General features: G+C 31.0%; 21 protein-coding genes and 1 tRNA gene. 10 read left to right on the forward strand and 12 right to left on the reverse strand.

The features are described 5' to 3' along the window. Nucleotide 1: 1 nt before the first annotated feature. From JI750_RS04935 to JI750_RS04955, 5 genes are all read right to left on the reverse strand, one after another. Nucleotides 2–1,303: an MATE family efflux transporter gene (locus JI750_RS04935; RefSeq protein WP_236672974.1), complete on the reverse strand. Its 1,302-nt coding sequence runs from the start codon at nt 1,301–1,303 to the stop codon at nt 2–4. 7 nt (nt 1,304–1,310) lie between these two features. Further along, a complete protein-coding gene (locus JI750_RS04940) occupies nt 1,311–2,297 on the reverse strand; it encodes a hypothetical protein (protein ID WP_201999213.1) in 987 nt (328 codons plus the stop codon). 8 nt (nt 2,298–2,305) lie between these two features. After that, the gene (locus JI750_RS04945) at nt 2,306–3,985 is read right to left on the reverse strand and encodes a DUF6909 family protein (RefSeq protein ID WP_201999214.1); all 1,680 of its coding nucleotides are present in this window, start codon (nt 3,983–3,985) and stop codon (nt 2,306–2,308) included. Nucleotides 3,986–4,123: 138 nt separating this feature from the next. Next, nucleotides 4,124–5,608: a GH3 auxin-responsive promoter family protein gene (locus tag JI750_RS04950; RefSeq protein WP_201999215.1), complete on the reverse strand. Its 1,485-nt coding sequence runs from the start codon at nt 5,606–5,608 to the stop codon at nt 4,124–4,126. A gap of 11 nt (nt 5,609–5,619) precedes the next feature. Continuing rightward, on the reverse strand, nt 5,620–6,126 hold the full coding sequence (locus JI750_RS04955) for a peptidase (protein WP_201999216.1): 507 nt from the start codon (nt 6,124–6,126) through the stop codon (nt 5,620–5,622). A 213-nt stretch (nt 6,127–6,339) separates the two neighbouring features. Here JI750_RS04955 and JI750_RS04960 point away from each other — a divergent pair, with 213 nt between their 5' ends. Next, nucleotides 6,340–6,519 carry a Sec-independent protein translocase subunit TatA/TatB gene (locus JI750_RS04960; RefSeq protein WP_008465789.1) on the forward strand — a complete coding sequence of 60 codons (180 nt, stop codon included), beginning with the start codon at nt 6,340–6,342 and terminating at the stop codon, nt 6,517–6,519. Nucleotides 6,520–6,728: 209 nt separating this feature from the next. Here JI750_RS04960 and JI750_RS04965 read toward each other — a convergent pair whose 3' ends face one another. Next, nucleotides 6,729–8,852 carry a Tex family protein gene (locus JI750_RS04965; protein WP_201999217.1) on the reverse strand — a complete coding sequence of 708 codons (2,124 nt, stop codon included), beginning with the start codon at nt 8,850–8,852 and terminating at the stop codon, nt 6,729–6,731. Nucleotides 8,853–8,968: 116 nt separating this feature from the next. On the opposite strand from JI750_RS04965, the gene JI750_RS04970 reads away from it, so the two are divergent. Next, on the forward strand, nt 8,969–9,238 hold the full coding sequence (locus JI750_RS04970; protein ID WP_201999218.1) for a DUF1294 domain-containing protein: 270 nt from the start codon (nt 8,969–8,971) through the stop codon (nt 9,236–9,238). Between the two features lie 139 nt (nt 9,239–9,377). Here JI750_RS04970 and rpiB read toward each other — a convergent pair whose 3' ends face one another. Both rpiB and JI750_RS04980 read right to left on the reverse strand, forming a co-directional pair. Then, on the reverse strand, nt 9,378–9,809 hold the full coding sequence (rpiB, locus tag JI750_RS04975) for a ribose 5-phosphate isomerase B (protein ID WP_201999219.1): 432 nt from the start codon (nt 9,807–9,809) through the stop codon (nt 9,378–9,380). An 804-nt stretch (nt 9,810–10,613) separates the two neighbouring features. Continuing rightward, nucleotides 10,614–10,847: a putative signal transducing protein gene (locus tag JI750_RS04980; protein ID WP_111368335.1), complete on the reverse strand. Its 234-nt coding sequence runs from the start codon at nt 10,845–10,847 to the stop codon at nt 10,614–10,616. Between the two features lie 110 nt (nt 10,848–10,957). On the opposite strand from JI750_RS04980, the gene rnr reads away from it, so the two are divergent. The 3 genes from rnr to JI750_RS04995 are packed head-to-tail and all read left to right on the forward strand — an operon-like array spanning nt 10,958 to nt 14,527. Then, nucleotides 10,958–13,141, forward strand: coding sequence for a ribonuclease R (gene rnr, locus JI750_RS04985; RefSeq protein WP_201999220.1), 2,184 nt, complete (start codon nt 10,958–10,960; stop codon nt 13,139–13,141). Between the two features lie 22 nt (nt 13,142–13,163). Next, nucleotides 13,164–13,832 (forward strand): head GIN domain-containing protein, encoded by a 669-nt coding sequence (locus tag JI750_RS04990; RefSeq protein ID WP_201999221.1) that lies wholly within the window; start codon nt 13,164–13,166, stop codon nt 13,830–13,832. Nucleotides 13,833–13,846: 14 nt separating this feature from the next. Continuing rightward, a complete protein-coding gene (locus JI750_RS04995; RefSeq protein WP_201999222.1) occupies nt 13,847–14,527 on the forward strand; it encodes a LysE family translocator in 681 nt (226 codons plus the stop codon). Nucleotides 14,528–14,719: 192 nt separating this feature from the next. On the opposite strand, the gene JI750_RS05000 is transcribed toward JI750_RS04995, so the two are convergent. Next, nucleotides 14,720–14,790 (reverse strand) — tRNA-Cys (locus JI750_RS05000). A gap of 94 nt (nt 14,791–14,884) precedes the next feature. Then, on the reverse strand, nt 14,885–15,244 hold the full coding sequence (gene folB / locus JI750_RS05005; protein ID WP_111422890.1) for a dihydroneopterin aldolase: 360 nt from the start codon (nt 15,242–15,244) through the stop codon (nt 14,885–14,887). Nucleotides 15,245–15,362: 118 nt separating this feature from the next. Between folB and JI750_RS05010 the strand changes: the two genes are divergently transcribed. The 5 genes from JI750_RS05010 (at nt 15,363) to JI750_RS05030 (ending at nt 20,276) form a co-directional block, all read left to right on the forward strand. After that, the gene (locus tag JI750_RS05010) at nt 15,363–17,480 is read left to right on the forward strand and encodes a glutamine--tRNA ligase/YqeY domain fusion protein (protein WP_201999223.1); all 2,118 of its coding nucleotides are present in this window, start codon (nt 15,363–15,365) and stop codon (nt 17,478–17,480) included. 1,215 nt (nt 17,481–18,695) lie between these two features. Next, nucleotides 18,696–19,175 (forward strand): hypothetical protein, encoded by a 480-nt coding sequence (locus JI750_RS05015; protein WP_201999224.1) that lies wholly within the window; start codon nt 18,696–18,698, stop codon nt 19,173–19,175. A 93-nt stretch (nt 19,176–19,268) separates the two neighbouring features. Continuing rightward, complete coding sequence (locus JI750_RS05020; RefSeq protein ID WP_111378726.1) at nt 19,269–19,595, forward strand: YtxH domain-containing protein; 327 nt, start codon at nt 19,269–19,271, stop codon at nt 19,593–19,595. A 73-nt stretch (nt 19,596–19,668) separates the two neighbouring features. After that, entirely contained in the window at nt 19,669–20,019 is a 351-nt protein-coding gene (locus JI750_RS05025; protein WP_198855072.1) for a competence protein, read from the forward strand. Nucleotides 20,020–20,021: 2 nt separating this feature from the next. Then, nucleotides 20,022–20,276: a DUF6327 family protein gene (locus tag JI750_RS05030; RefSeq protein ID WP_111378724.1), complete on the forward strand. Its 255-nt coding sequence runs from the start codon at nt 20,022–20,024 to the stop codon at nt 20,274–20,276. Nucleotides 20,277–20,296: 20 nt separating this feature from the next. Here JI750_RS05030 and JI750_RS05035 read toward each other — a convergent pair whose 3' ends face one another. Together JI750_RS05035 and gltX are read right to left on the reverse strand one after the other, a co-directional pair. Then, nucleotides 20,297–21,280, reverse strand: a complete 984-nt coding sequence (locus JI750_RS05035; protein WP_177211521.1) for an SPFH domain-containing protein — start codon at nt 21,278–21,280, stop codon at nt 20,297–20,299. 136 nt (nt 21,281–21,416) lie between these two features. Beyond that, on the reverse strand, nt 21,417–22,922 hold the full coding sequence (gene gltX, locus JI750_RS05040) for a glutamate--tRNA ligase (protein WP_201999225.1): 1,506 nt from the start codon (nt 22,920–22,922) through the stop codon (nt 21,417–21,419). Nucleotides 22,923–23,074: the final 152 nt, after the last annotated feature.

Raw genomic sequence — 23,074 nt, forward strand, 5'->3', positions numbered from 1 at the left:
TTTAATGTAAAAAAATCTTGATCTTGTCTTTTTTATATATAACAACTGCAGAAACAAAATTCCAGAAAAAAGAACTGCAGAAAAAAGCAGTGGCTGCACCGGTCATTCCGTAAATTGGAATCAAAAAACGATTTAATATAAAGTTAAGGATAACCGCTCCTATTAAAATAATCTGAAAAATATGCTGTCTTCCCGTCATATTCAAATAAACTGGAGCCGAGCCAAATAAAGAACAAATTCCCTGGCCAATTATTAAAATTAGAAAGGATTGCTGCGCTATACTATATTGGTGCCCAAACAACGATAAAACATATTCTGAAAATAGAGAAATTAAGGCAATTACTGGGAAACTAATGCAAAAAATTAAACGAGCACTGTTTTGTAATGTTCTTTTTAATTCTATCATATTCTGACTAGAAAAATACTCTGCAATTTTTGCTGAAACTGTTATGTTTACCGTCAAAATAATGACAGAAATAATTGTCATTATTTTAACTCCTACAGAATAAAAAGCAACTGTTTCATCGTTTTGATACTTTTTTAAAAACATAATATCAAAAGACATTAATAAAAACATTGCCATTCCGCTTATTGCAATAGGATATGATTTTGTAAAAATCTCTTTTGAGGTAAAAATCTCTTCTGTTGTAGTCTCAGTTTTATTAAAATAAATAAATATTAAAATGGAACTAAAAAGTGCTAAAAAAACAAAACCAATTAAAAAAACATCTACCAAATAGGTTTCTAAATGCCAATAAAATAAAACAAGAGAACCAATTATTAGCGGAATATATTTGATAATATTTCGAAACAATTCAGCAACATACAGTTTGTCCATCGCTCTGAAGACTTCTGTATTTAAAAGTGATAGTCCATGAAAAAATAATATAACTGAACTTTTTAAAAGAATGTCATAAACCTCATCATCCAGAAAATAAGCATTGATCCTGTTTTTATCAATTAGAAGAAAAACAATTAAAATTATTAGTGAGACTAAAAATAGCATACCCACCATTTTAACATAGACTTTTTTCAATTGTGTAAGTTCGTTCTGGCTTGCCAGTCTTCCTTTAAAATATAAAATGGATTGATCAAAACCTAATAGACAAATACTTCCTATTGCTAAAAGATAAGAACGCACAAAATCATACTGCCCTACTAATTTTGGACTGTACGATTTTGTTAAAAACAGTGTGAAACCAAATAACAAAATAACTCCAGAAATTCGCAAAGCCAAAGTTCCTAAACTCTGTTTTATGAAGGAGTTTTTTGAAATTCTTTCAAAGATCTTAAGCGTTTTCAAACCTATATTATTTAACCTGAGCTTTCAAAAGCTGGCTACGATAAAACTTTAGAAATAAATGAATTAAAACGAAAAGAAAAAGGAATAATATAGGTAAAATAAGCTTAAAGTTTCCATTTGTGACTTTAATACTATTTATGTTTAAAGTCGAATTAATTTTCTTAATTGTTTTATCGTAGTTAATTAGTTTTAATCTGTTTTTACCTTGATCGATTATTAAATACTGTTTAGTTTTAATAATATCATTGAGCTGAGTGTTTTCATTATAATAAACCAGCTTATCGTTTTTTGGTGCGTTCTTTACAGTACTTGAAAAGCCATTTAAAACCTGATCTATCTGAGCAATAATAGTATCATTTTGAATAATTTGCTGTTCTAGATTTTTGTAACCTATTTTTTGCAGTGCATTAAAATATTCCGAGCTATTTAAATATTTTAGCAATGGTTCTACGATATCTTTTTCATCTGTAATTTTGTTGGTTACAAAAGAAATCGAATGAAAAGTGTAGTTTTTACTTGTTACGTTGTCTTCTAGAACTTTTTTGACTTCGCCAACCTCAGCCATTAATTTAATCAATTCGAAATTCTGCTCTTTGTCTTCAATAAACTTATAAACATCAGCAATAGGCTTAATCTCGATTTTTTTTATCGATTCTGGGTTCTGAATTCCAACTTCATTTTTCAAGAAAACAGCGTCTCCGGCAATAATTTTAGATTCTATTAAATCTACTTTAGAATAAAGATAATCGACACTTCCGAAATTTGGAGTTACAATAACCTGATTTTCAAATGTTTTTTTATTTGAATCTAAAAACCATCCTAGTCCAAAGCCTAAAACAACTAAAATCAAAACGATAATCCAATTGCGAACAAAAAAATGAATAGATCTGAAAATCATGGCATTGATTCTGTCAAAAAAACTTCCAATGCTTTTTGAAAGCTGAAAAATATCAATCTCCTGATTTGAATTATCTTGCGGTACTTTTGTACTCATCTAAAGCTTTATTTTATATTGAAAATCTGTTCTAAAATCTTAATGGTAATCAAATATGTTGGTTTAACCCCAGTTGTTCCCAATCCGCCTGAAGCTAGTGTACTTCCTGTTTCTAAAGGATTGTCTGAGGCATAATAAGCATAACGAACTTTAATATCATGCGGTACGCTTTTTCTAATTTTTGAAGCAGACTGAATCGCTTTTTGATAATAAGATCCTTCCATTTCAAGACCAATTACACCCCAAGTAGATTCGTGGAAAAATTTCAATAAATCTCTGTTTTGTAATGAAGTTCCAAGAACGGTAACCATAGCACCTTCATAAATATCAATATCATTTCCTTCAAACATTGCGCCTGTCAATTCATTTTCGAAGAAATAATTATCTGCAGTTCCTTCGTTGATATGTGCAGACGGAATCATGATATCGCCTTTTCCTCCTTCTAGAATTCCAGCTTTCCCCATAATAGAAACCGATTTTACATTAAGTAAAGTTTCTTTTTTGAATGGTTTTAAAAGCTCATCAATAGTTTCGTACGCTTGTTCTCCAAACGCATAATCCATTACGATTATAACTGGTTTTTCTTCACCTACATTAGCATGTGAAAAAGCTGTTTTTGACCAATCAATTTTAGCTGTGTCAAAAATCTGAACGTCAATATTTGTTCCTGAACAATCTGGCAACGAAATCATTCCGTTTTTTAAAGCCAAATCTTCTACTTGAGATCTTATTTCTTTTGAACCCGAACCACTTAATTCTTCATAAATAAAGAAATCTGTTTTTCCTTTATATTTTGTTTTTAATAATGGCGTTGCAAAAATCGAATTCATTACACTGTGCATATTGGCACTAATAACATGAATTGGTCTTTTCAGTAAATCGTTTGCTTTTAAAACTTCTTTTATGTTTGTTGCCCAAATTTCTCCGTGAATGTGATGTCCAAGGCGCTCACGTAAAACCGGACTAAAAGTGATGGTGCGTTTGTTATTTTCAACAATTTCTTCAATTGCCAGTTTTCCTAACCAATAAATAACATGCAAGAAGCGATCTGGTGCATTTTCTGAACCAAAAGCATCGTAAATATCTAAAACTTCCTCAAAAGTTCTCGCTAAAATATTGGCAACATGCGAAATTGCTTTTTCTTTTTCAACTTGAGAAAGCTTTTTAGTCTGCATAACGGCTTGCTCTAATTTCTGCCAATCGCGCGAAACTTCTCCTCCATCATCAATTAAAACTCTATTTTTAATTTTATGAGATTCAATGAAAATGAAAGTTAAATGTGTCAGGATATCATAAATATCAGAACGTCCACGAGTGATTTCAACATTCATTTGTTCTTCATCGATTCTGTAGCAATTTCTTCTTCTTTTTGGAGGAACAATTGGCTGAAAATGTGATTTAGAATATCCTTCGTCTGAAGTTAAATTGATAAAACGGCATTGCTCGATTCCGATTGGAAGACGTTCAATCACGTACAAAAGTCCGTTTAATTCAACTTTTTCTTCGGCAATATTTCCATAAATTTCTGGACGTAAAGCCAATAATGATTCGCGTAAGCTGTCGCCAGAAACTCCCATTGGTTTGTAAAAACCACGGTTGAATAAATGGCGCATTGTAATGTACATTTTTTCTATTGCCGCAGAAGATTCCTGTGCTCTAGATCTTGATATATGTTTAGTTTCTTTCATGTCTTTTTAATTTTAAAAATCTTCTCCATTTGTAAAGAAGATACGAATATTTCGATCAACGAAAGTAGGAATTATATAGATAACTTTAATGAATTCGCATTTAACAAATTGTTAGATGGTCTTTTTAAAAGATAAATTTCACTTCAAATTATCTGCAATGTTTCTGTCATTTGATAATCTCGGAATCTTATTCTGTCCACCCAATTTTCCTTGCGATTTCATGTAATCTTGAAATCCGTTTTTAGAAACCTTTGTAATGACTACTTTTCTTAGAACATTTCCGGTAATTAAATCGTCATAATAAATATTCTGCTTACGCATTGAACTATCGATCGTTTCAGCAAAAACTTCCATGTTTTCAGGCTCTTTTTCAAATTCGATCAACCATTCGTGATACGGAAGTCCGTTTGACGGATTAATTTGAGGTGCAACTGTAAATTCGTTGATTACAATATTAGTAGAATTTACTGCTTCTTTCATTGCATTTTCAACTTCATTAGCGATAACGTGTTCGCCGAAAGCTGAGATATAATGTTTAATACGTCCAGAAACCATAACACGATACGGTGCCAAAGATGTAAATTGAACAGTATCTCCAATATTATAACGCCAAAGCCCTGCATTGGTAGAAATAATCAAAACATAGTTCACTCCTACCTCAACTTGACCAATTGTATATACTTTCGGGTTTTCGCTAAAAAATTCATCAGCTTTTATAAACTCATAGAAAATTCCAGAATTCAAAAGTAGCAACATTCCTTTTTCTTTCTGCGAGTCTTGGTACGCAAAAAAGCCTTCAGATGCAGGAAACAATTCTATACTATCTACCTTTTTGCCAATCATTTGTTCAAACTTGGCGCGATAAGGTTCATAATTTACACCTCCGTAGATAAATAGATTGAAATTTTTGAATATTTCGCTAATCTTTTTTCCACCACTTTTTTGCTGCAAACGTTCAAAATACATCTTTACCCAAGACGGAATTCCCGAGATAACCGACATATCTTCTTTTATAGTTTCGTCTACAATGGCATCGACTTTGGTTTCCCAATCTTCTATGCAATTGGTTTCCCAAGATGGCATTCTGTTTTTTTGAAGATATTTTGGAACAAAGTGTGCTACAATTCCAGAAAGTCTTCCAAATTTTATTCCGTATTTTTCAGTTAAAATGGGACTTCCCTGCAGAAATATCATTTTTCCGTCAACAAAATCGGCGTTTCCTGTTTCGTTGATGTAATGCAAAATGGCATTTCGAGCCGCTTCTATATGAAATGGCATAGATTCTTTAGTTAGCGGAATAAATTTTGCGCCAGAAGTTGTTCCAGAAGTTTTAGCAAAATATAATGGTTTTCCTTTCCAAAGAATATCAGCTTCTCCTTTTACAACCTTTTCGACATACGGTTTTAGATCTTCATAATCTCTAACTGGAACACGTTTCTGAAAATCTTCAAAAGTTTTTATTTGATTAAAATGATGATCTTTTCCAAATTCGGTACTTAATGCATTTTCAATCAAACTTTTAAAAACCTTTTGCTGAGTTTCAGCTGGTTTTTCTGCCCATCTAAGCGTTTGTTTATATATTTTTCGGGCAAAAATTTTCGCCGCAATTGACTTAATTGACATTTTTAGTGGTATTATTTTTTGTCACTTTTCTTTTTGTCTTTAGATTCGGCCTTCAATTCTTTTTCTGTTTCGGCTACATCTTCTCTTAGTTTTATTTCAGCATCCGATGCTTTCATGTTTACATCTGAAGCGTCTTCAACAGATTCTGCCAATATAGAATCTTTATTAAATTTTGAATATTCTAGTTCACCCTTTAAAACTTTCTGAATCCCTTTTATATAAATTTCATTCTGTTTTAAAGCCGTTTCTAAAGAATCTGATTTAATTGCTAGTCTTGTAGCGTTTCGTTTCAATTCTGTAGAAGAATACCCCGGAATAAATTCTCGAAGGGGCGTAAAAGCAATGATAAAAGTAGTAACCAAAATTAGAAATATTCCGCCTAAAGTAAACGTTACAAAAACATTCATTAAAGTAAGTCTAAAAGAAAATATCTCTTCAAAAGTGTCTTCATTTAAAATTACTAATCGGTTTTTAATGAACAGTTTTTTTCTAAAATTCCTTTTATTTTTTTGAGTCATTATGCTTCTTTATTCTAGCAAATATAGTAATTAATCATCACGAAATTTGTTCGAAAAATTTCATGAAGAGCTATAATTTACGATTTTATAAAATATTTAACGCGGTCTAATCGAAATATTTTAAACTAAAAATACTTCTATTTCGTATATTTCTATATACCTTTGCGGAATAATTAAGAAAAACAATTTGCTTCGGCATTAAATATATTAGTCATGGGAAGATTAGGTCTTACAGAAATCCTTGTTATCGTAGGTATTGTGATATTACTTTTTGGAGGTAAAAAAATTCCAGAATTAATGAAAGGTTTAGGAAGTGGAATTAAGGAATTTAAAAACGCTGCTAAAGACGATCAACCTGCTGCTTCTAAAAAACAAGAAGAAGAAACAAAATAAGAAATTCGAAAAAATTAAAATCCCAGATTACAATGTAATCTGGGATTTTTTTATGGTCTATAATGAACCTACTCCAATAGTTTTGTCATTTCGACCGAAGGGAGAAATCGCACAAGTATTTCCGCACAGAGAATCTTCAATCTTTGTCGAGTTACTAGTGTGATTTCTCCCTTCGGTCGAAATGACAAGATTGTAAAAAATCGGAATTTTTACAAAATCATCGTCAATTGAATTCTCTTTCTATCCTCATCAACCTCAGTAACTTTTACATCAACGTGCTGGTGTAATTTTACCACTTCGTTTACATCACTCACAAATCCAGCTTTTAACTGCGAAATATGCACTAAACCACTTTCTTTGATTCCGATGTCAACAAAACAGCCAAAGTTAGTAATGTTATTAACTATTCCTGGAAGAATCATTCCGGTTTTTACATCTTTAATCGATTTTACGTTTGCGTCAAACTCAAAAACCTTAGCTGACTTTCTTGGATCTAATCCCGGCTTTTCAAGCTCTTTTATGATGTCTTTCAGTGTCAATAAACCAATTTCAGATGTAACATACTTTTCTGGTTTAATAAGCGCTGTTTTCTCTTTATTTGCAATTAATTCATTCAATGAAACATTCAAATCCTTCGCCATCTTTTCAACAACTGGATAAGCCTCTGGATGCACCGCCGAATTATCCAACGGATTTTTAGCATTAGTAATTCTAATAAAAGCTGCTCCTTGCTGATACGCTTTGTCTCCTAAACGAGGCACTTTTTTTAGCTGTTTTCTATCTTCAAAAGGGCCATTTTCAGAACGATATTGTACAATATTTTCCGCCAGCTTCTCTCCTATCCCACTTACATAACTTAGTAAATGTTTACTTGCCGTGTTAATGTTAATCCCAACTGAGTTTACGCAACGAATCACAGTGCTATCCAATTCTTCTTTAAGTTTCGTCTGGTCAACATCATGCTGATATTGCCCTACTCCAATTGCTTTCGGGTCGATTTTTACCAATTCTGCCAAAGGATCTGAAAGTCGTCGACCAATAGAAACCGAACCACGAACCGTCACATCGTAATTAGGAAATTCTTCTCTCGCAATTTTTGATGCTGAATATACCGATGCTCCCGCCTCAGAAACCACAAAAACCTGAACTGGTTTGTCAAACGCGATTTTTTTGATGAAAAATTCAGTTTCGCGAGAAGCAGTTCCGTTCCCGATAGAAATGGCATCAATTTGATATGCGTTTACCATCGAACGGATTTTCTTGATCGCCATTGTTTCCTCGTTTTGAGGCGCGTGTGGGTAAATCGTTTCGTTGTATAATAAATCTCCTTTTTCGTCCAAACAAACTACTTTACAACCGCTTCTAAATCCAGGATCAATTGCCAAAATACGTTTTTCTCCCAACGGCGGAGCTAATAATAATTGTCCTAAATTGTTAGCAAAAACCTGAATCGAGTTAGCATCAGCTTTGGCTTTTGCTTCTTGTAAAGTTTCATTTCCAATTGCTGGATTCAATAAACGTTTATAACTATCCTCAATTGCTAATTGTAAGTGAGCTGTTGTATTATTTTGTTTTTTAATGATAATTTCGTCAATAACATCGTAGGCATCGTCGATATCAACATCTATCTTCATTTTGATAAAACCTTCATTTTCTGCACGAAGCATTGCTAATAAACGGTGCGCTGGGGCTTTTGTCAGCGGCTCTTCCCAATCAAAATACTGGTTGAATTTTTGTGCGCCTTCTTCCTCTGCTTTCTTTTTAACCACTTTTGTAGCAATGGTCGCTTTACGCTGAAACAATCTTCTTAATTGTTTACGAACATAAATATTTTCGTTGATCCATTCAGCTACAATATCTCTTGCTCCTTGAATTGCCGCTTCTTCATTGATAACATTTTCATTAATGTATTGCGTCGAAATAAAATCGATATCAGCATCACTTTCAGATATAATAAGTTTAGCTAAAGGTTCAAGACCAAATTCGCGCGCGACATCGGCTTTTGTTTTTTTCTTCTTTTTGTATGGAAGGTAAAAATCTTCTATTTCTTGTAAATCAAAACTGTCTTCAATTTTTTTCTTCAAATCTGGCGTAAGCGCTTTTTGCTCTTCTATCGATTTTAAAACCGCTTCTTTACGTTTTATCAACGTATCGTATTCTTTCTGCAGTTTTGCAATCTGTTCAATTACAGTTTCATCCAGATTTCCGGTTGCGTCTTTTCTATATCGAGAAATAAACGGAATCGTACAATCTTCTTCTAATAATTTTACTGTGTTTTGAATACTGACTGCGGGAGCCTGAACAGATTTGGCAATGAATTGAATGTTAGTCATACTTTTAATGAAATGATTTTCTTACTTAAAAATGATATAATTTACTTGTTAAAGCATTTCTGCAAAATAGTAAATCATTCGGCTAAAATAATATCTTTGTTTCTAATTTTAAGCCTATGGAAGTTTTATTACTATATTTTTTATTTATAAATATTCTCGTTTTTATTTTCGCGGGATATGACAAATCTCAAGCTCGAAAAAACAAAAGACGAATTCCTGAAAATACCTTGTTTTTCATGGCTTTAACCGGAGGATCGCCAGGGTTATTAACAGCAATGTTACTATTTAGACATAAAACGAGCAAAACTTCTTTTATTGTAAAGTTCGTTGTGATTTTAGCAATTCAATTAGCACTTATAATTGCTTATTTAAACTATAAAAAGTAGATATTAACATTGTTGATAATTCAAAAAATACATTTTAAAACACTGAATAATAAATACTTAAAATAAAAAACCGAGCAAATTAAAAATTGGCCCGGTGTGATTATGAATAGGTGCGAAGCACCGAATTTTTTTTGACTTTTTATGCGCAAGCAATTTTATTCACTCTATTTTGGTGTCTTCCACCTTCAAAAGCTGTATCTAAGAAAGTTTCAACAATTTCAACAGCTTGATGAATAGATGTAAATCTCGCTGGAATACTCACAATATTGGCATCATTGTGTAAACGCGTCAAATACGCGATTTCTTTTGTCCAGCATAAGCCAGCTCTTACCTTCGGATGTTTATTAACAGTCATTGCAATTCCGTTACCGCTTCCGCAAATTACGATTCCAAAATCAGCTTTTCCTTCAGATACATCATTGGCAACTGGATGTCCAAAATCTGGATAATCTACAGAAGCATCAGTATCTGTACCGTAGTTAGTTATTTCATATCCTCTCGCTTTCAGCATTTCAACAATTGCTTTTTTATATTCTGGACCTGCGTGATCGTTTCCTATCGAAATTTTCATTTTTCTATATCTATTAAGTTGTGTTATGCAAATTTACTCAATTAATAAATGGTTGCCACGAATTACACCAATTTTCACAAATTATTTTCTTTATAGATATTATATCAACAAAGCAATTTATAATTAGCATACATTCGTAAATTCATTACAAAAACTCTCATTTTACAACTATCTTACTGTCAAAACCTTATCAGTTATTAACAATTTTAATAAGTCTATAACTGTCTCACAATCAATGAAGAATAAACAGAATATTTGTTAAAATTTTAAGGTGTTAATAGCAGTTTGTAATTGCTTGATATTCAATTAACTTTAAGTTAACAGAAAATGTTAATAAGTTCGAAAAGAAAATTAGAACTTTTTTTTGGTTGTGTCAAAAAAATACCTAATCCAAAACTGGATTTAAATATGCAAGAAAAGTTTCGTGAATTTTTGGAAAAGTTATCAATATAAAAAATACCATTTTCAACAGAAATCAACATATCAACTTATCTACAAAATCAATTCAATTTTGGTTGTCAACCGTTGTTAATTAAAATACAAAAAGTCTTATAAATTAGTCATTTAACCAAAAATAACTATGTTGATAACTCAGAATAAATAAGTAAAACGAGATTTCAATGGCTTCAAAAAAAAAATTATTCGACATATTAACAAGCTATAATAACAACCAAATTTTTTTAAATTTTTAAAAATCTTTTTTGTTGTATTTAATATATGTTGAAAACTAAAAAAGTTGAAATTGAAAAAATTTGATTTGAGTTTGAATTTTACTTCTGATTTGAATTTGTTTTGAATCTTGTTTCAGACGATTTTAAGTGGATTGTTAAGATTGTCTAGAATTTGTTGGACTTCTTCGAAATCGTTTGGATGAACTTTGAGTTTGATTCCGCCCAGTGCATTGGAGTAAAATGGCATTACAGAGAGCGTCATTTCGTTTTCGAAAAAATAAGGAATTCCTTCTTGTTCTAGTAAGTGTTTGAGAACTACGGTTTCGTGCAGATAATTGAATACGGCGATCGTTTTAAAGCTTTCCATTTTAGGTCTTTTTGTAAATGTACGAAAAGTTATAATTTTAATAATTCTATTTGTTAAAATCTGTAATCTGATTTCTTATTCGTAATTTTAAACCTTATTAGAAAAGATATATGAGTAAGAAAATTAGAAAGCCGATAAAAAAAGAGAAAGATTTCTCTGGGAAGATCCTGAAGATTTTATCGCAAAATGCTAATAAGCCATTCAATTACAAACAGATAGGAGCAAAGCTAGAACTTGATGATACAAAAAGCAGAAATCAGATTATAAAAGATCTAAAGATTCTTGCAGCTCAGAAGAAAATTATAGAAACAGAACCTGGAAAATACTTAGTAAAAGCCGTAAGCCAGGATTACTACGAAGGAACGATAGATATGACGAGCAGAAAAACGGCATATTTTATTTGTGACGAATTTGAAGAAGATGTTTTTATTCCGACCAATAATTTGAATCGTGCTTTAGATAAAGACAAAGTAAAAGTTTACGTTTATAACAGAAGAAAAGGAAAAAGACCTGAGGGTGAAGTAATTGAAGTTATAGAAAGAGATAAAACAGAGTTTGTAGGTGTAATTGATATGCAGCCAAATTTTGCTTTTGTTTCGACTGCAAACCCTAAAATGTATACCGATATTTTTATCCCTAAAGATAAAATTGGTGAAGCAGAAAACGGTGACGTTGTTTTAGTTAAGATTGAAGATTGGCCAAAAAGAGCTGATAGTCCGTTTGGATCTGTAATTCGAGTTTTAGGAAAACCTGGAGAACATAACACAGAGATTCATGCTATTTTAGCTGAATATGGTTTGCCAGCAGATTTTCCTGTTGAAGTAGAAGTATTTGCACAAAAACTGGATACTTCCATTCAGGAATCTGAAATTGCAAAACGTCGTGATATGCGTGATACGCTTACGTTTACGATAGATCCAAAAGATGCAAAAGATTTTGATGATGCCTTGTCTTTCAAAAAGTTAGAAAATGGAAACTTCGAAATTGGAATTCATATTGCAGATGTTTCATATTACTTGGAAGAAGGAACAATCCTAGATGATGAAGCATATCAGAGAGCCACTTCGGTTTATTTGGTAGATAGAGTAGTGCCAATGCTTCCGGAAGTATTATCAAACTTTGCCTGTTCGTTACGTCCGAATGAGGAGAAATATACTTTCTCAGCAATATTTGAAGTTTCTCCAACGGCTCAGGTTATCAACCAATGGTTTGGAAGAACAGTAATTTATTCAGATCAACGTTTTGCTTACGAAGAAGCTCAGCATATTATTGAAACAAAAGGAAATAATACGATTCCAGTTGATATTTCTATTACTGGGGATTCTTATGTGGTTTCAGATGAGATAGTTGAAGCTACTTTGAAATTAGATGAATTAGCTAAGATTTTAAGAAAGAAAAGAATGCAGCAAGGCGCTATTTCTTTTGATAAAGTGGAAGTGAAATTTAATCTTAACGAAGAAGGAGAACCAGAAGGAGTATATTTTAAAATATCAAAAGATGCCAATCATTTGATTGAAGAATTTATGCTTTTGGCTAATAGAAAAGTGGCTGAATATATTGGAAAACAAAAGAAAACCTTTGTTTACCGTATTCACGATGAACCAAATGAAGATAAACTGATTGCAATGCAAACTGTTATTGCTAAGTTTGGTTATAAAATTGATTTTAGAACAAAAGGTGATATAGCGAAATCTATAAATGCTTTGATGGAAGAAGTAAATGGTAAGAAAGAACAAAATCTTATTGATACTCTTGCGATTAGAAGTATGAGCAAAGCCAAATATTCGACTGATAATATTGGTCACTACGGTTTAGCTTTTGATTATTACAGCCATTTTACATCGCCAATTCGTCGTTATCCAGACGTAATGGTACACAGATTGCTGCAGTATTATCTAGATGGGGGAGCTTCTGTAGACGAAGAAACCTATGAAACTAAATGCTTGCATTGTTCAAACATGGAAAACTTAGCAACAAATGCTGAGCGTGACAGTATTAAATACATGCAGGTTAAATACATGCAGGATCATCAGGACGAAGAATTCCTTGGAGTTATTTCTGGTGTTACCGAATGGGGAATTTATGTTGAAATTGTTTCTAACAAATGTGAAGGAATGGTAAGAATCAGAGAAATAAAAGAGGATTACTATACTTTTGACGAAAGACAATATGCATTGGTTGGAGCTACTTCAAACCGATTACTCCAATTAGGAGATGAAATTTATGTGAAAGTAAAAAATGCCGACTTAGTGAAAAAACAACTGGATTTTCATTTTTTAAGACGAGCAGAATAAATATTAATTTAAAAATAAAAGTATGAAAAAGCTAATTATAGGAGCAGCAATTTTATTTGTACAAATGTCTTTTAGTCAAGTTACCAAAGAGTTAGGTGATTTTGATACCGTAAAAGTATTTGATAAATTAAGTGTAAAATTAGTTCAAGGATCTGAAAATAAAATTGTAATAAAAGGAACAAGAGAAGCAGAAGTTGAAGCTGTTAATAAAAATGGTATTTTAAAATTAAGAATGCCTTTTCCAAAGCTTCTTTCTGGAAATGATCTTGATATAACTTTGTATTACAGACATATAGAATTGATTGATGTTAATGAAGGAGCAGAAGTGAAAAGCAGTGAAGCCATCAAAGCTACTTCTTTTAAAGTGAGTGCTCAGGAAGGCGGTCTTATAAATGTTGATTTGGATGTTGATAAACTAAAAGTAAGTTCAGTTTCAGGAGGTAAAATTACTTTAACTGGAAAAGCAGCAAATCAAGATGCAAGTTTAGGAGCTGGAGGATATTTACTAGCAAGTAAATTAGAGACGTCTCAGACTACTGTAAGCGTTTCTGCGGGCGGAAAAGCAGATGTTAATGCTTCTACCCTTGTCGATGCAAAAGTGAGCGCAGGAGGCTCTATTTACATTTATGGAAAACCAAAGCAAATAAACCAGAAAACTGTTTTTGGTGGTAAAATAGAAGAAGTAAAATAACAAGTCGTATTTTGATGATAAATGATATTCTGGCTGGACTCCCGTGGGGACTTGTTCTTAGCTTTATGGTTGGTCCAGTATTTTTTGTTTTATTAGAAACCAGCATTACAAAAGGATTTAGAGCTGCAATTGTTTTTGATTTAGGTGTAGTATTGGGAGATATTTTCTTTATTGCTATTGCTTATCTTGGAAGTTATAGACTGATTTCCAGTTTGAAAGATGATCCAGCACTCTTTATTTTTGGCGGAATAATTATGCTTTCTTATGGTATTATATCGTTTGTAAAATTAAAGAAAGAAGAAAAAATAAACGATGAAGAAATTGACCGAGACATTTTGAAAAGAAACTATGGCAGTTTGTTTGTAAAGGGCTTTTTACTTAACGTTATTAACATTGGTGTTCTTGGTTTTTGGCTTGCCGTAATTATTTCTGTAGGACCAAAATTAGATATGCAGACTCCTAGAATGATGACATTTTTTACTGCTGTAATCATCACTTACTTATTAATTGATTGTGCTAAGATTTTATTAGCCAAACAGTTAAAATCAAAAATGACTCCAACAAATATTCTTAAAATTAAAAAAGGAATTAGCGTGGTTTTAATGGTTTTCGGATTTGCTTTAGTAATTCAAGGATGGTTTCCTAAAGAAAAGCAAATGGTTAAAAATGCTTTTGAAAGGATAGAAAAGAAATAGTTGTTAATAACTCAATATTATAAAATTAAACCTCTGAATTTCAGAGGTTTTTTTGTGTTTATAAGTCATTGAGAGGAGCGAAGTAATCTCACTTGCATGAGTTTATAAATTGTCTATATACTAAGTAAGATTGCTTCGTTCCTCGCAATGACAAGACATAAAAAAAACCTTCAAATTGCTTTGAAGGTTTTGAGGCATCGTCCGGATTCGAACCGGAGTAGGAGCTTTTGCAGAGCCCAGCCTAGCCGCTCGGCCACGACGCCATTACTTGAACGGTTGGCAAAAGTAACTAAAATCTTTAAATTTCAAAAGTTTCACACTAACTATTTTAAAATTTTAGGATTTTAATTTTCAAAATTACTTTCTAATTTCTGTCATTTTTATAGTAACTGACTCAACATCACCACCAATAGGCGGATTTATTTTAGAAACCCAAACTGTTGTTTTTTCTACCATTTCTATCTCTGCCAGTACACGAATATTGATTCTTTTAGCAACATGTTCTAATAAATGCGAACGAATTGCCATTTCTTCGGCTACAATTTTGTTCAAATGAACATAATCTACAGTGTCTAAAAGATGATCTGTTTCTGCCGATTTCTGTAAATTGGTTTTAATTTTTAAATCTACTTTGTAATCAGATCCAATTTTTCCTTCTTCAATTAAACATCCGTGGTAAGAAAAAGTACGGATATTTTTTAATTTTATAACTCCCATTTCTAAATTTAGTTTCAGGTTTTAAGTTTCAAGTTTAGAGTAAGTTTCCAAAGAAAACCATAAACCATAAACTATAAACTATAAACTTTTTTATCTTTGCTAAAATTACTATAAAATAATGGCATCAGAAGAGAAATCACTCAATTTTATTGAACAAATCATAGAGGAAGACGTAAAATCAGGTCTTTCAAATACTAAACTTCGCTTTCGTTTTCCACCAGAACCTAATGGATATTTACACATTGGGCACGCGAGTTCTATTGCGTTAAATTTTGGTTTAGGAATTGATTATCAATCTCCTGTGAATTTACGTTTTGATGATACAAACCCTGAAAAAGAAGAGCAGGAATTTGTTGATGCTATTAAAAAAGATGTGGAATGGTTAGGTTACAAATGGGCTGAAGAATGTTATGCATCAGATTATTTCCAACAATTATACGATTGGGCAGTTTTATTAATTAAGAAAGATAAAGCTTATGTTGACAGTCAATCTTCTGAAGAAATGGCAATCCAGAAAGGAACTCCAACAACTTCTGGAACAGATAGTCCATACAGAAATCGTTCTGTTGAAGAAAACTTAGATTTATTCGAAAGAATGAAAAACGGTGAATTTGAGGCTGGTACACATATTCTTCGTGCAAAAATTGACATGAAATCAACAAACATGTTAATGCGTGATCCTATCATGTACAGAATTTTACACAAACATCACCACAGAACTGGAGATGCTTGGAAAATCTATCCAATGTACGATTGGGCACACGGACAAAGTGATTATTTAGAACAAATTTCGCACTCATTTTGTACACTAGAATTCTTGCCTCACCGTGAATTATACGATTGGTTTTTAGATCAGATTTTAGATGAAAATAAACTACGTCCAAAACAAAGAGAATTTGCTAGACGTAACTTATCACATACTGTTGTTAGTAAAAGAAAATTACAGCAATTAGTTAAAGAAAAGCATGTTAACGGTTGGGATGATCCAAGAATGTCAACCATTTCTGGATTAAGAAGACGTGGTTATACAGCTGCTTCATTACGTAATTTTGCTAATACAATTGGTATTGCAAAACGTGATAATTTGATCAATGTATCGGTTTTAGAATTCTGTATTCGTGAAGATTTGAACAAAATTGCACCTCGTGTAATGGCTGTTTTAGATCCTGTAAAACTGGTAATTACCAATTATCCAGAAGGAAAAGAAGAGTGGTTGGAAGCTGAAAACAATCAGGAAGATGAAAATGCAGGTTTTAGAAAAGTACCTTTTTCTCGTGAATTATACATTGAAAGAGAAGACTTTTTAGAAGAAGCTCCAGCTAAGTTTTTCCGTTTGACTTTAGGAAAAGAAGTTCGTCTTAAAAATGCTTATATTATTAAAGGTGAGTCAGTTGTAAAAGATTCAGAAGGTAATATTACTGAAATTCATGTAACGTATGATACCGATTCTTTAAGTGGAAGTGGGACAGAAGCAAGCCAAAGAAAAGTATCTGGAACATTACATTGGGTTTCTATTCAACATGCTTTGGAAGCAGAAGTTCGTTTGTACGATCGTTTGTTTACAGATGAAGCTCCAGACAGTTATAAAGAGAAGAATTTCTTAGATTTTGTGAATCCAAATTCATTAGAAATTGTAACTGGATATGTTGAACCAAGTTTATCAACAGCTCAAAATGAGGATAAATTTCAGTTTCAACGTTTAGGATATTTTACTGTTGATAAAGATTCAACTCCTTCAAAACTAGTATTTAACAAAACTGTTGGATTGAAAGATGCTTGGGAAGAAAAGGGTAAAAAAGAGGAAAACAGCATTAATAATTCTTTGAAAGATATTAACAAATATTTTAAAGTTGAGACTAAACCAGAAAGAATTGCAATTGAAAGTGCAATAGGGGAGAACATCAAAAATATCTCTAGTTTTTCTCTTTTACAGAATTCTTTAAAGAAGAATATCAACAATAATAAGGCTTCGCTGTTGTTTTCTCAGTTTATTTTAAAGTATTCAAACTGGAAATCTACAGATTTTGAAGAAGAAGATATTAAGAAATTATACTCAATGTCTCTAAAAAGTGAATCGACTTATGTTAGATCAAAAGCACTTTTAAATTTAAGAGATATTGAAAGTGAAAGTTTCAAAAATCAGTTTGATGATGAAATTTTGAAATTATATTCAAATCCACCAAAAAATGCTTCTGAGAGAGAAATTGAAATTCTTTCTGAAATGGTGAAGAAGTAATATCAGATAAATTTATTAAAAGCGCTTTTATAAGCGCTTTTTTTTATTATATAGATTAACTATTAAAAAGTAAAATTTTATAATTTTTATAGATTAAAACTGACTTTCATAAATTTAATTTAATCGAAAATAAAATTTTATTGGATGAGGAATTCATTTTTTTATTTTTAATCTATTTAGAAAGCTTTATTTTTATTTTGTTCTTTTTTTAGGTTCAATTTTTGTTCTAAATCCGTAATAATAAATTTTAATTATTTAAAATATATAATTTTAATATTTTATCTATTATTAATATAATCTATCAAATTTAGTATTTTTATTTATTTTATAGATTAAAATTGACTTTCATAATTTAATTTTAAGAGCGAATAAAAAATAGTTGAATAGAGAAGACCTTTTTCTACTTTTCATTCATTAAAACTCTTTATTTTAATTTATTACTTTTTTGCTTCCAGTTTTCTTCTAAAAAAACTTAAATTAAGGTTTTTTCTTATTTTTTAATTTTTTGACTTCAATTTTTACAATTATAAGTTTTGATTATTATTATAGTTTAAAATTTAGTTTGTAATTATTATTTATAAAAATTACTATAAAATTTAAAACTATAGTTTTTTATTATTTTAAAGCTCTTGATTTTAATTTTATATATATAAATTTTTATTATTGATTTTTCAGAACTTTAGTTTTTAATTATTATTTATAAAAATGATTAAAAATGTAAAAATAATAGTTTTTATAGATTGATTTTAACCTTCATAAATTGATTTTAAGACGTTTTTTAAATCGAATTAATAAATAACTCATTTTTTTAATTATTGTTTATTTACGGTCTTTATTTTAGTTTTTACTGTTATTTTAGTCAGTTTAACGGGTTGTTAACACACAATTGTTTATAAAACTGCTATTTTTAACTCAATACCAAAAGTCAGAGATGATTTTTGTAAAAAATTAAAATTTGCCGTAAAGAATCTAAGTTGAAATTTATTGTTTTTAGAAACTCGTAATTTTTTATAATAATAGATTTTCAAAACTGATTTCCTAAAAAGACAATTTTATGTTCTCATTTTTATTATGATGGAATTCTGATAATATTTCCCGTAAAAAATATTTTTTCAGATTGCATCATAATGTATAAAATTCCATAATGTTGAATTTGAGTGAAAGTTTAGTTTTTAAATTTCAGGTCTGACAATTTTTAATTTAAATCTAATTATCATGAAAATTTTATATTTCGCAGTAGCATTATTATTTGCAAACGTAGCAATTTCACAAACACATCAAATTACAAAACACAACGGAGAACATCTTGATGTGAATTTTATTAAAAACGAAAATGGTTTTGTTTATTATTCTTTGAATGGAAGTTCTGAAGAAATCAAAATCAGTAAATATGCAGTTTCATCTATTACAAATAAAGAAACAAAACAAACTCAAAAAGTTTCTGATAAAATAGTAGTTGATTCAAAAGACGATTACAAAATGGTAACTGTTCTTCCACAGGACAAAACAATAGGACTGAAACAAGCAGCTAGTTTTACAGGAGTCTCAACAAGGACAAAAGGCGAACCGCCAATTGCAAATCAGAACCAGACTGCTATGAGAATCAAATCTAAATCGGCTTCAAGTGGTTATCCATTTGTTAGTATCGTTGAAAAAGCAGATGGTAAGTATGAAGCTGTAGCTTATGTGTATTAATAAGATTGTTAATTTTTTGTAAATTGCAATTAATCAAAGTTTTATCATTTTAAAAAAGAGTATCTTTATTAATAATTTTAAATTGTAACTATCATGTCTAAGAATTTAAATACAGCAGCAGCAATTTTAGCTGCAGCGGCTGCAGGAGCGGCAATCGGAATTTTATTTGCTCCAGATAAAGGATCAAAAACAAGAGCAAAAATTAAGGAAGGTATCGATGATGCTAAACATAATCTGAAAGATTCTTTTGATGCCAGCTCTGAAGTTCTTCGTGAAAAATTTACGAGTGCTACTCATAATCTTGACGGAACTTTGAATGAGTTACTTTCTAATGTCAGCCATAAAACAGAAGAAGTAATTACTTTTTTAGAAACTAAATTGGCTGAGTTAAAAGCACAAAACGCTAAACTTCAGAAATAATATTTTTATAAAGCACATTACTTGCTTATTTTTATAAGAAAGTTTTGTGCTTTTTTTATCTAAAATTTTAAATATGGCTTTTGAAGAATTAAAAGAAAACACTGAAAAAGTTCAGGATCAAGCTAAAGAATACATTGAAAGTCATTTAGCTTATTACAAACTTTGGGGTTTTAAGGTTGCAATGAAATCAACAACTTTAATCTTTAAGTTTACTTTGATTTTATTGTGTTTCAGTATGGTGATGATTTTTGGATCTTTCGCCGCAGCGTATGCTTTTGGTTCTTTGTTTGAAAGTAATGCTCTCGGATTTTTGACTGTAGGAGGAATCTATCTGGTAATAACCATTTTGCTTTTCTTTATAAAAGACAAATTTGTTGAAGGACCAATCTTGGAGAAATTTTCAGAAATCTTTTTTAATGATTAATTATGGAAAGAAAAAAATACTCTTCGTATGCTGAGATTGAAAGAGATCTAGAAATTTTGAAATTAGAAAAAGAAATCAATTATCAGAAATTGGTCTTAAGTTTTCAGAAAACTAAGGAAAGTATCACACCACAAAATATTGTAAATGGTTTTATTTCATCTTACACAGATTACTTTTCAAATTCTTATGTAAAAATTATACAGACCATTTTACCTTATGTAATTGGTTGGTTTATAAATAGAAAAAGAGGCGATTAAGCCTCTTTTTCATTTTTATATTATTGTTGGTCTTCCGGTTGAATGTCATCTTCATAACCTGATTGTCTCTGAATTGGTTTTGGTTTGTCGACTTTTTTATTATGTTTTTTCATCATTTCGCCAACTTGGTTTGATGCAGTAAATGATGCGACCATATTATTTAACATGTCACTACCAGCCTGAGGAGAATTAGGAAGTAAAATTAAATTAGAATTTGCGTCAGCTCCAATTGCTTGTAAAGTATCATAATGTTGTGTTACTACAATTAGGGCAGAAGCTTCTTGAGAATTAATTCCAACTTGGTTCAAAACTTCAACACTTTCTACAAGACCTCTTGCAATTTCACGACGCTGATCTGCAATACCTTGTCCTTGTAAACGTTTACTTTCTGCTTCGGCTTTTGCTTTTGCAACGATTCTAATTCTTGAACTTTCTGCTTCAAATTCAGCAGCGGTTTTTTCTCTATCAGCAGCGTTGATTCTATTCATTGCATTTTTTACTTGGATATCTGGATCAATATCAGTAACCAAAGTATTGATGATATCATATCCGTAAGTAGACATTGCTTCGTTCAATTCACGTTTTACTGCAACTGCGATATCATCTTTTCTTTCAAAAACATCATCCAATTTTAGTTTTGGAACTTCGGCACGAACTACGTCAAAAACGTAAGAAGTAATCTGATCGTGTGGATATTCTAATTTGTAAAATGCTTCATATACTTTTTCTTGAATTACTTTGAACTGAACAGAAACTTTCATTTTAATAAAAACGTTGTCTCTAGTTTTAGTTTCAATGATAACATCCAATTGCTGAATTTTAAGATTTACACGTCCGGCCAATCTGTCAACCAACGGAATTTTAAGTTGTAATCCTGAATTTCTTACACTCTGAAATTTTCCAAATCGTTCGATAATAACAGACGATTGCTGTTTTACAGTAAAGAAAGACGACATGAAAATGAAGAATGCCAATACTAAAAAGATAATAAATGCTGTACTCATGGTTATTTAGTTTAATTTATGAATTTCGGTAAATTACGAAAATTCTTCTAAAAAGGAATTATCAAACATTAAAAAAACGCTAAGAACATTTGGTCGATGTTTCTTAGCGTTTTCTATTTTTGAATGAAATTTTTAATTATAAAGTTTCAATTGCTTTCTGAATTCTAGAAATAGTTTCTTCTTTTCCAATGATTTCAACAATGTCAAATAGGTGAGGACCTTTCAAAGCTCCAACTAAACTTAAACGAAAAGGTTGCATTACTTTACCCATTCCGATTTCGTTTTTAGTTAACCAATCTTTCACGATTGCTTCAATATTTGCAGAAGTAAAATCTTCGATATTTTCTAAAACAGAAATCAGTTCCTGCATTAAAGTTGGAGTTTCTTCTTTCCAGTTTTTGCTTGCTTTTTCATCGTAAGATGTTGGAGCTTGGAAAAAGAAATCAGTCAAATCCCAAAATTCAGAAACGAAATTTGCTCTTTCTTTAATCAAAGAAACAATTTTCGTAAGATCATATTTAGATACATCAATGCCTTTTTCTTCTAAAATAGGAGAGAAGGTTTTTGCCAAATCTGCATCATTTTGTTTTACTAAATATTGGTGGTTGAACCATTTGTTTTTTTCTGGATCAAATTTTGCTCCAGCTTTGTGAACTCTGTTCAAGTCAAAAGATTGAGTCAATTCTTCTAAAGAAAATAATTCTTTATCAGTTCCATCGTTCCATCCTAATAAAGCTAAGAAGTTTACAACTGCTTCTGGGAAAAATCCTTTTTCTCTGTAACCAGATGAAACCCCTTCTTCAGTTTTCCATTCTAAAGGAAATACAGGGAATCCCATTTTGTCTCCATCTCTTTTTGATAATTTACCATTTCCAACTGGTTTCAAAATCAAAGGTAAATGAGCAAATTCTGGAGCTTCCCAACCAAATGCTTTGTATAATAAAACATGAAGAGGCATAGAAGGCAACCATTCTTCACCACGAATTACATGTGAAGTTTCCATCAAATGATCATCAACAATATTTGCTAAATGATACGTTGGCATTCCGTCACTTTTGAAAAGAACTTTATCATCCAAAAGATTCGTTTCAAACTTAACATCTCCACGAATAATATCTTTCAAATGTAAAGTTTCATCAACCGGAGTTTTAAAACGAATCACATAATGTTCTCCATTTGCAATTCTTTTAGCAGTTTCTTCAGCAGAAATTACTAAAGAAGTATCTAACTTTTCACGATTGTGGTGATTGTAAATAAATGTTTTTCCTTCAGCTTCGTGTTGTTTTCTATGTGCGTCCAAAGCTTCCGGAGTATCAAAAGCATAATATGCCCAACCAGAATTGATTAATTGATCTGCATATTGTTGGTATAAATCTTTACGTTCGCTTTGTCTGTATGGACCAAATTTTTCATTTTTTCCAACTGTTTCTTCAGGAGCAATTCCTAACCATTCAAGAGCTTCCATAATGTAAGCCTCTGCACCTGGAACAAAACGAGTCTGATCTGTATCTTCAATTCTTAGATAAAAAACACCGTTATGTTTTTTTGCAAATAAATAATTAAATAGGGCAGTACGAACTCCGCCAATATGTAACGGTCCAGTCGGACTTGGTGCAAAACGCACACGAACTTGCTTTGACATTTGTTTAAAATTTTGTTGCAAAGATACGATATTAGTCAAAAGCCAAAAGTCGAAAGTTTGAAAGGTTTTTAGCTGTGTGCTAAACTTTTGACTTTCGACTTTTGACTTTCAGACTTATTGTTATAATTACTACTTTTATAGGTTATAATTCA

This window comes from Flavobacterium tagetis (assembly GCF_016735615.1).
In the GTDB taxonomy this organism is placed as follows: domain Bacteria; phylum Bacteroidota; class Bacteroidia; order Flavobacteriales; family Flavobacteriaceae; genus Flavobacterium; species Flavobacterium tagetis.

What these genes read in the sequence shown, in the direction of transcription:
- JI750_RS04940 (WP_201999213.1), bottom strand. Translation starts at nt 2,297, where the DNA reads ATGAGTACAAAAGTACCGCAAGATAATTCAAATCAGGAGATTGATATT.
- JI750_RS04945 (WP_201999214.1), bottom strand. Translation starts at nt 3,985, where the DNA reads ATGAAAGAAACTAAACATATATCAAGATCTAGAGCACAGGAATCTTCT.
- JI750_RS04950 (WP_201999215.1), bottom strand. Translation starts at nt 5,608, where the DNA reads ATGTCAATTAAGTCAATTGCGGCGAAAATTTTTGCCCGAAAAATATAT.
- JI750_RS04955 (WP_201999216.1), bottom strand. Translation starts at nt 6,126, where the DNA reads ATGACTCAAAAAAATAAAAGGAATTTTAGAAAAAAACTGTTCATTAAA.
- JI750_RS04960 (WP_008465789.1), top strand. Translation starts at nt 6,340, where the DNA reads ATGGGAAGATTAGGTCTTACAGAAATCCTTGTTATCGTAGGTATTGTG.
- JI750_RS04965 (WP_201999217.1), bottom strand. Translation starts at nt 8,852, where the DNA reads ATGACTAACATTCAATTCATTGCCAAATCTGTTCAGGCTCCCGCAGTC.
- JI750_RS04970 (WP_201999218.1), top strand. Translation starts at nt 8,969, where the DNA reads ATGGAAGTTTTATTACTATATTTTTTATTTATAAATATTCTCGTTTTT.
- rpiB (WP_201999219.1), bottom strand. Translation starts at nt 9,809, where the DNA reads ATGAAAATTTCGATAGGAAACGATCACGCAGGTCCAGAATATAAAAAA.
- JI750_RS04980 (WP_111368335.1), bottom strand. Translation starts at nt 10,847, where the DNA reads ATGGAAAGCTTTAAAACGATCGCCGTATTCAATTATCTGCACGAAACC.
- rnr (WP_201999220.1), top strand. Translation starts at nt 10,958, where the DNA reads ATGAGTAAGAAAATTAGAAAGCCGATAAAAAAAGAGAAAGATTTCTCT.
- JI750_RS04990 (WP_201999221.1), top strand. Translation starts at nt 13,164, where the DNA reads ATGAAAAAGCTAATTATAGGAGCAGCAATTTTATTTGTACAAATGTCT.
- JI750_RS04995 (WP_201999222.1), top strand. Translation starts at nt 13,847, where the DNA reads ATGATAAATGATATTCTGGCTGGACTCCCGTGGGGACTTGTTCTTAGC.
- folB (WP_111422890.1), bottom strand. Translation starts at nt 15,244, where the DNA reads ATGGGAGTTATAAAATTAAAAAATATCCGTACTTTTTCTTACCACGGA.
- JI750_RS05010 (WP_201999223.1), top strand. Translation starts at nt 15,363, where the DNA reads ATGGCATCAGAAGAGAAATCACTCAATTTTATTGAACAAATCATAGAG.
- JI750_RS05015 (WP_201999224.1), top strand. Translation starts at nt 18,696, where the DNA reads ATGAAAATTTTATATTTCGCAGTAGCATTATTATTTGCAAACGTAGCA.
- JI750_RS05020 (WP_111378726.1), top strand. Translation starts at nt 19,269, where the DNA reads ATGTCTAAGAATTTAAATACAGCAGCAGCAATTTTAGCTGCAGCGGCT.
- JI750_RS05025 (WP_198855072.1), top strand. Translation starts at nt 19,669, where the DNA reads ATGGCTTTTGAAGAATTAAAAGAAAACACTGAAAAAGTTCAGGATCAA.
- JI750_RS05030 (WP_111378724.1), top strand. Translation starts at nt 20,022, where the DNA reads ATGGAAAGAAAAAAATACTCTTCGTATGCTGAGATTGAAAGAGATCTA.
- JI750_RS05035 (WP_177211521.1), bottom strand. Translation starts at nt 21,280, where the DNA reads ATGAGTACAGCATTTATTATCTTTTTAGTATTGGCATTCTTCATTTTC.
- gltX (WP_201999225.1), bottom strand. Translation starts at nt 22,922, where the DNA reads ATGTCAAAGCAAGTTCGTGTGCGTTTTGCACCAAGTCCGACTGGACCG.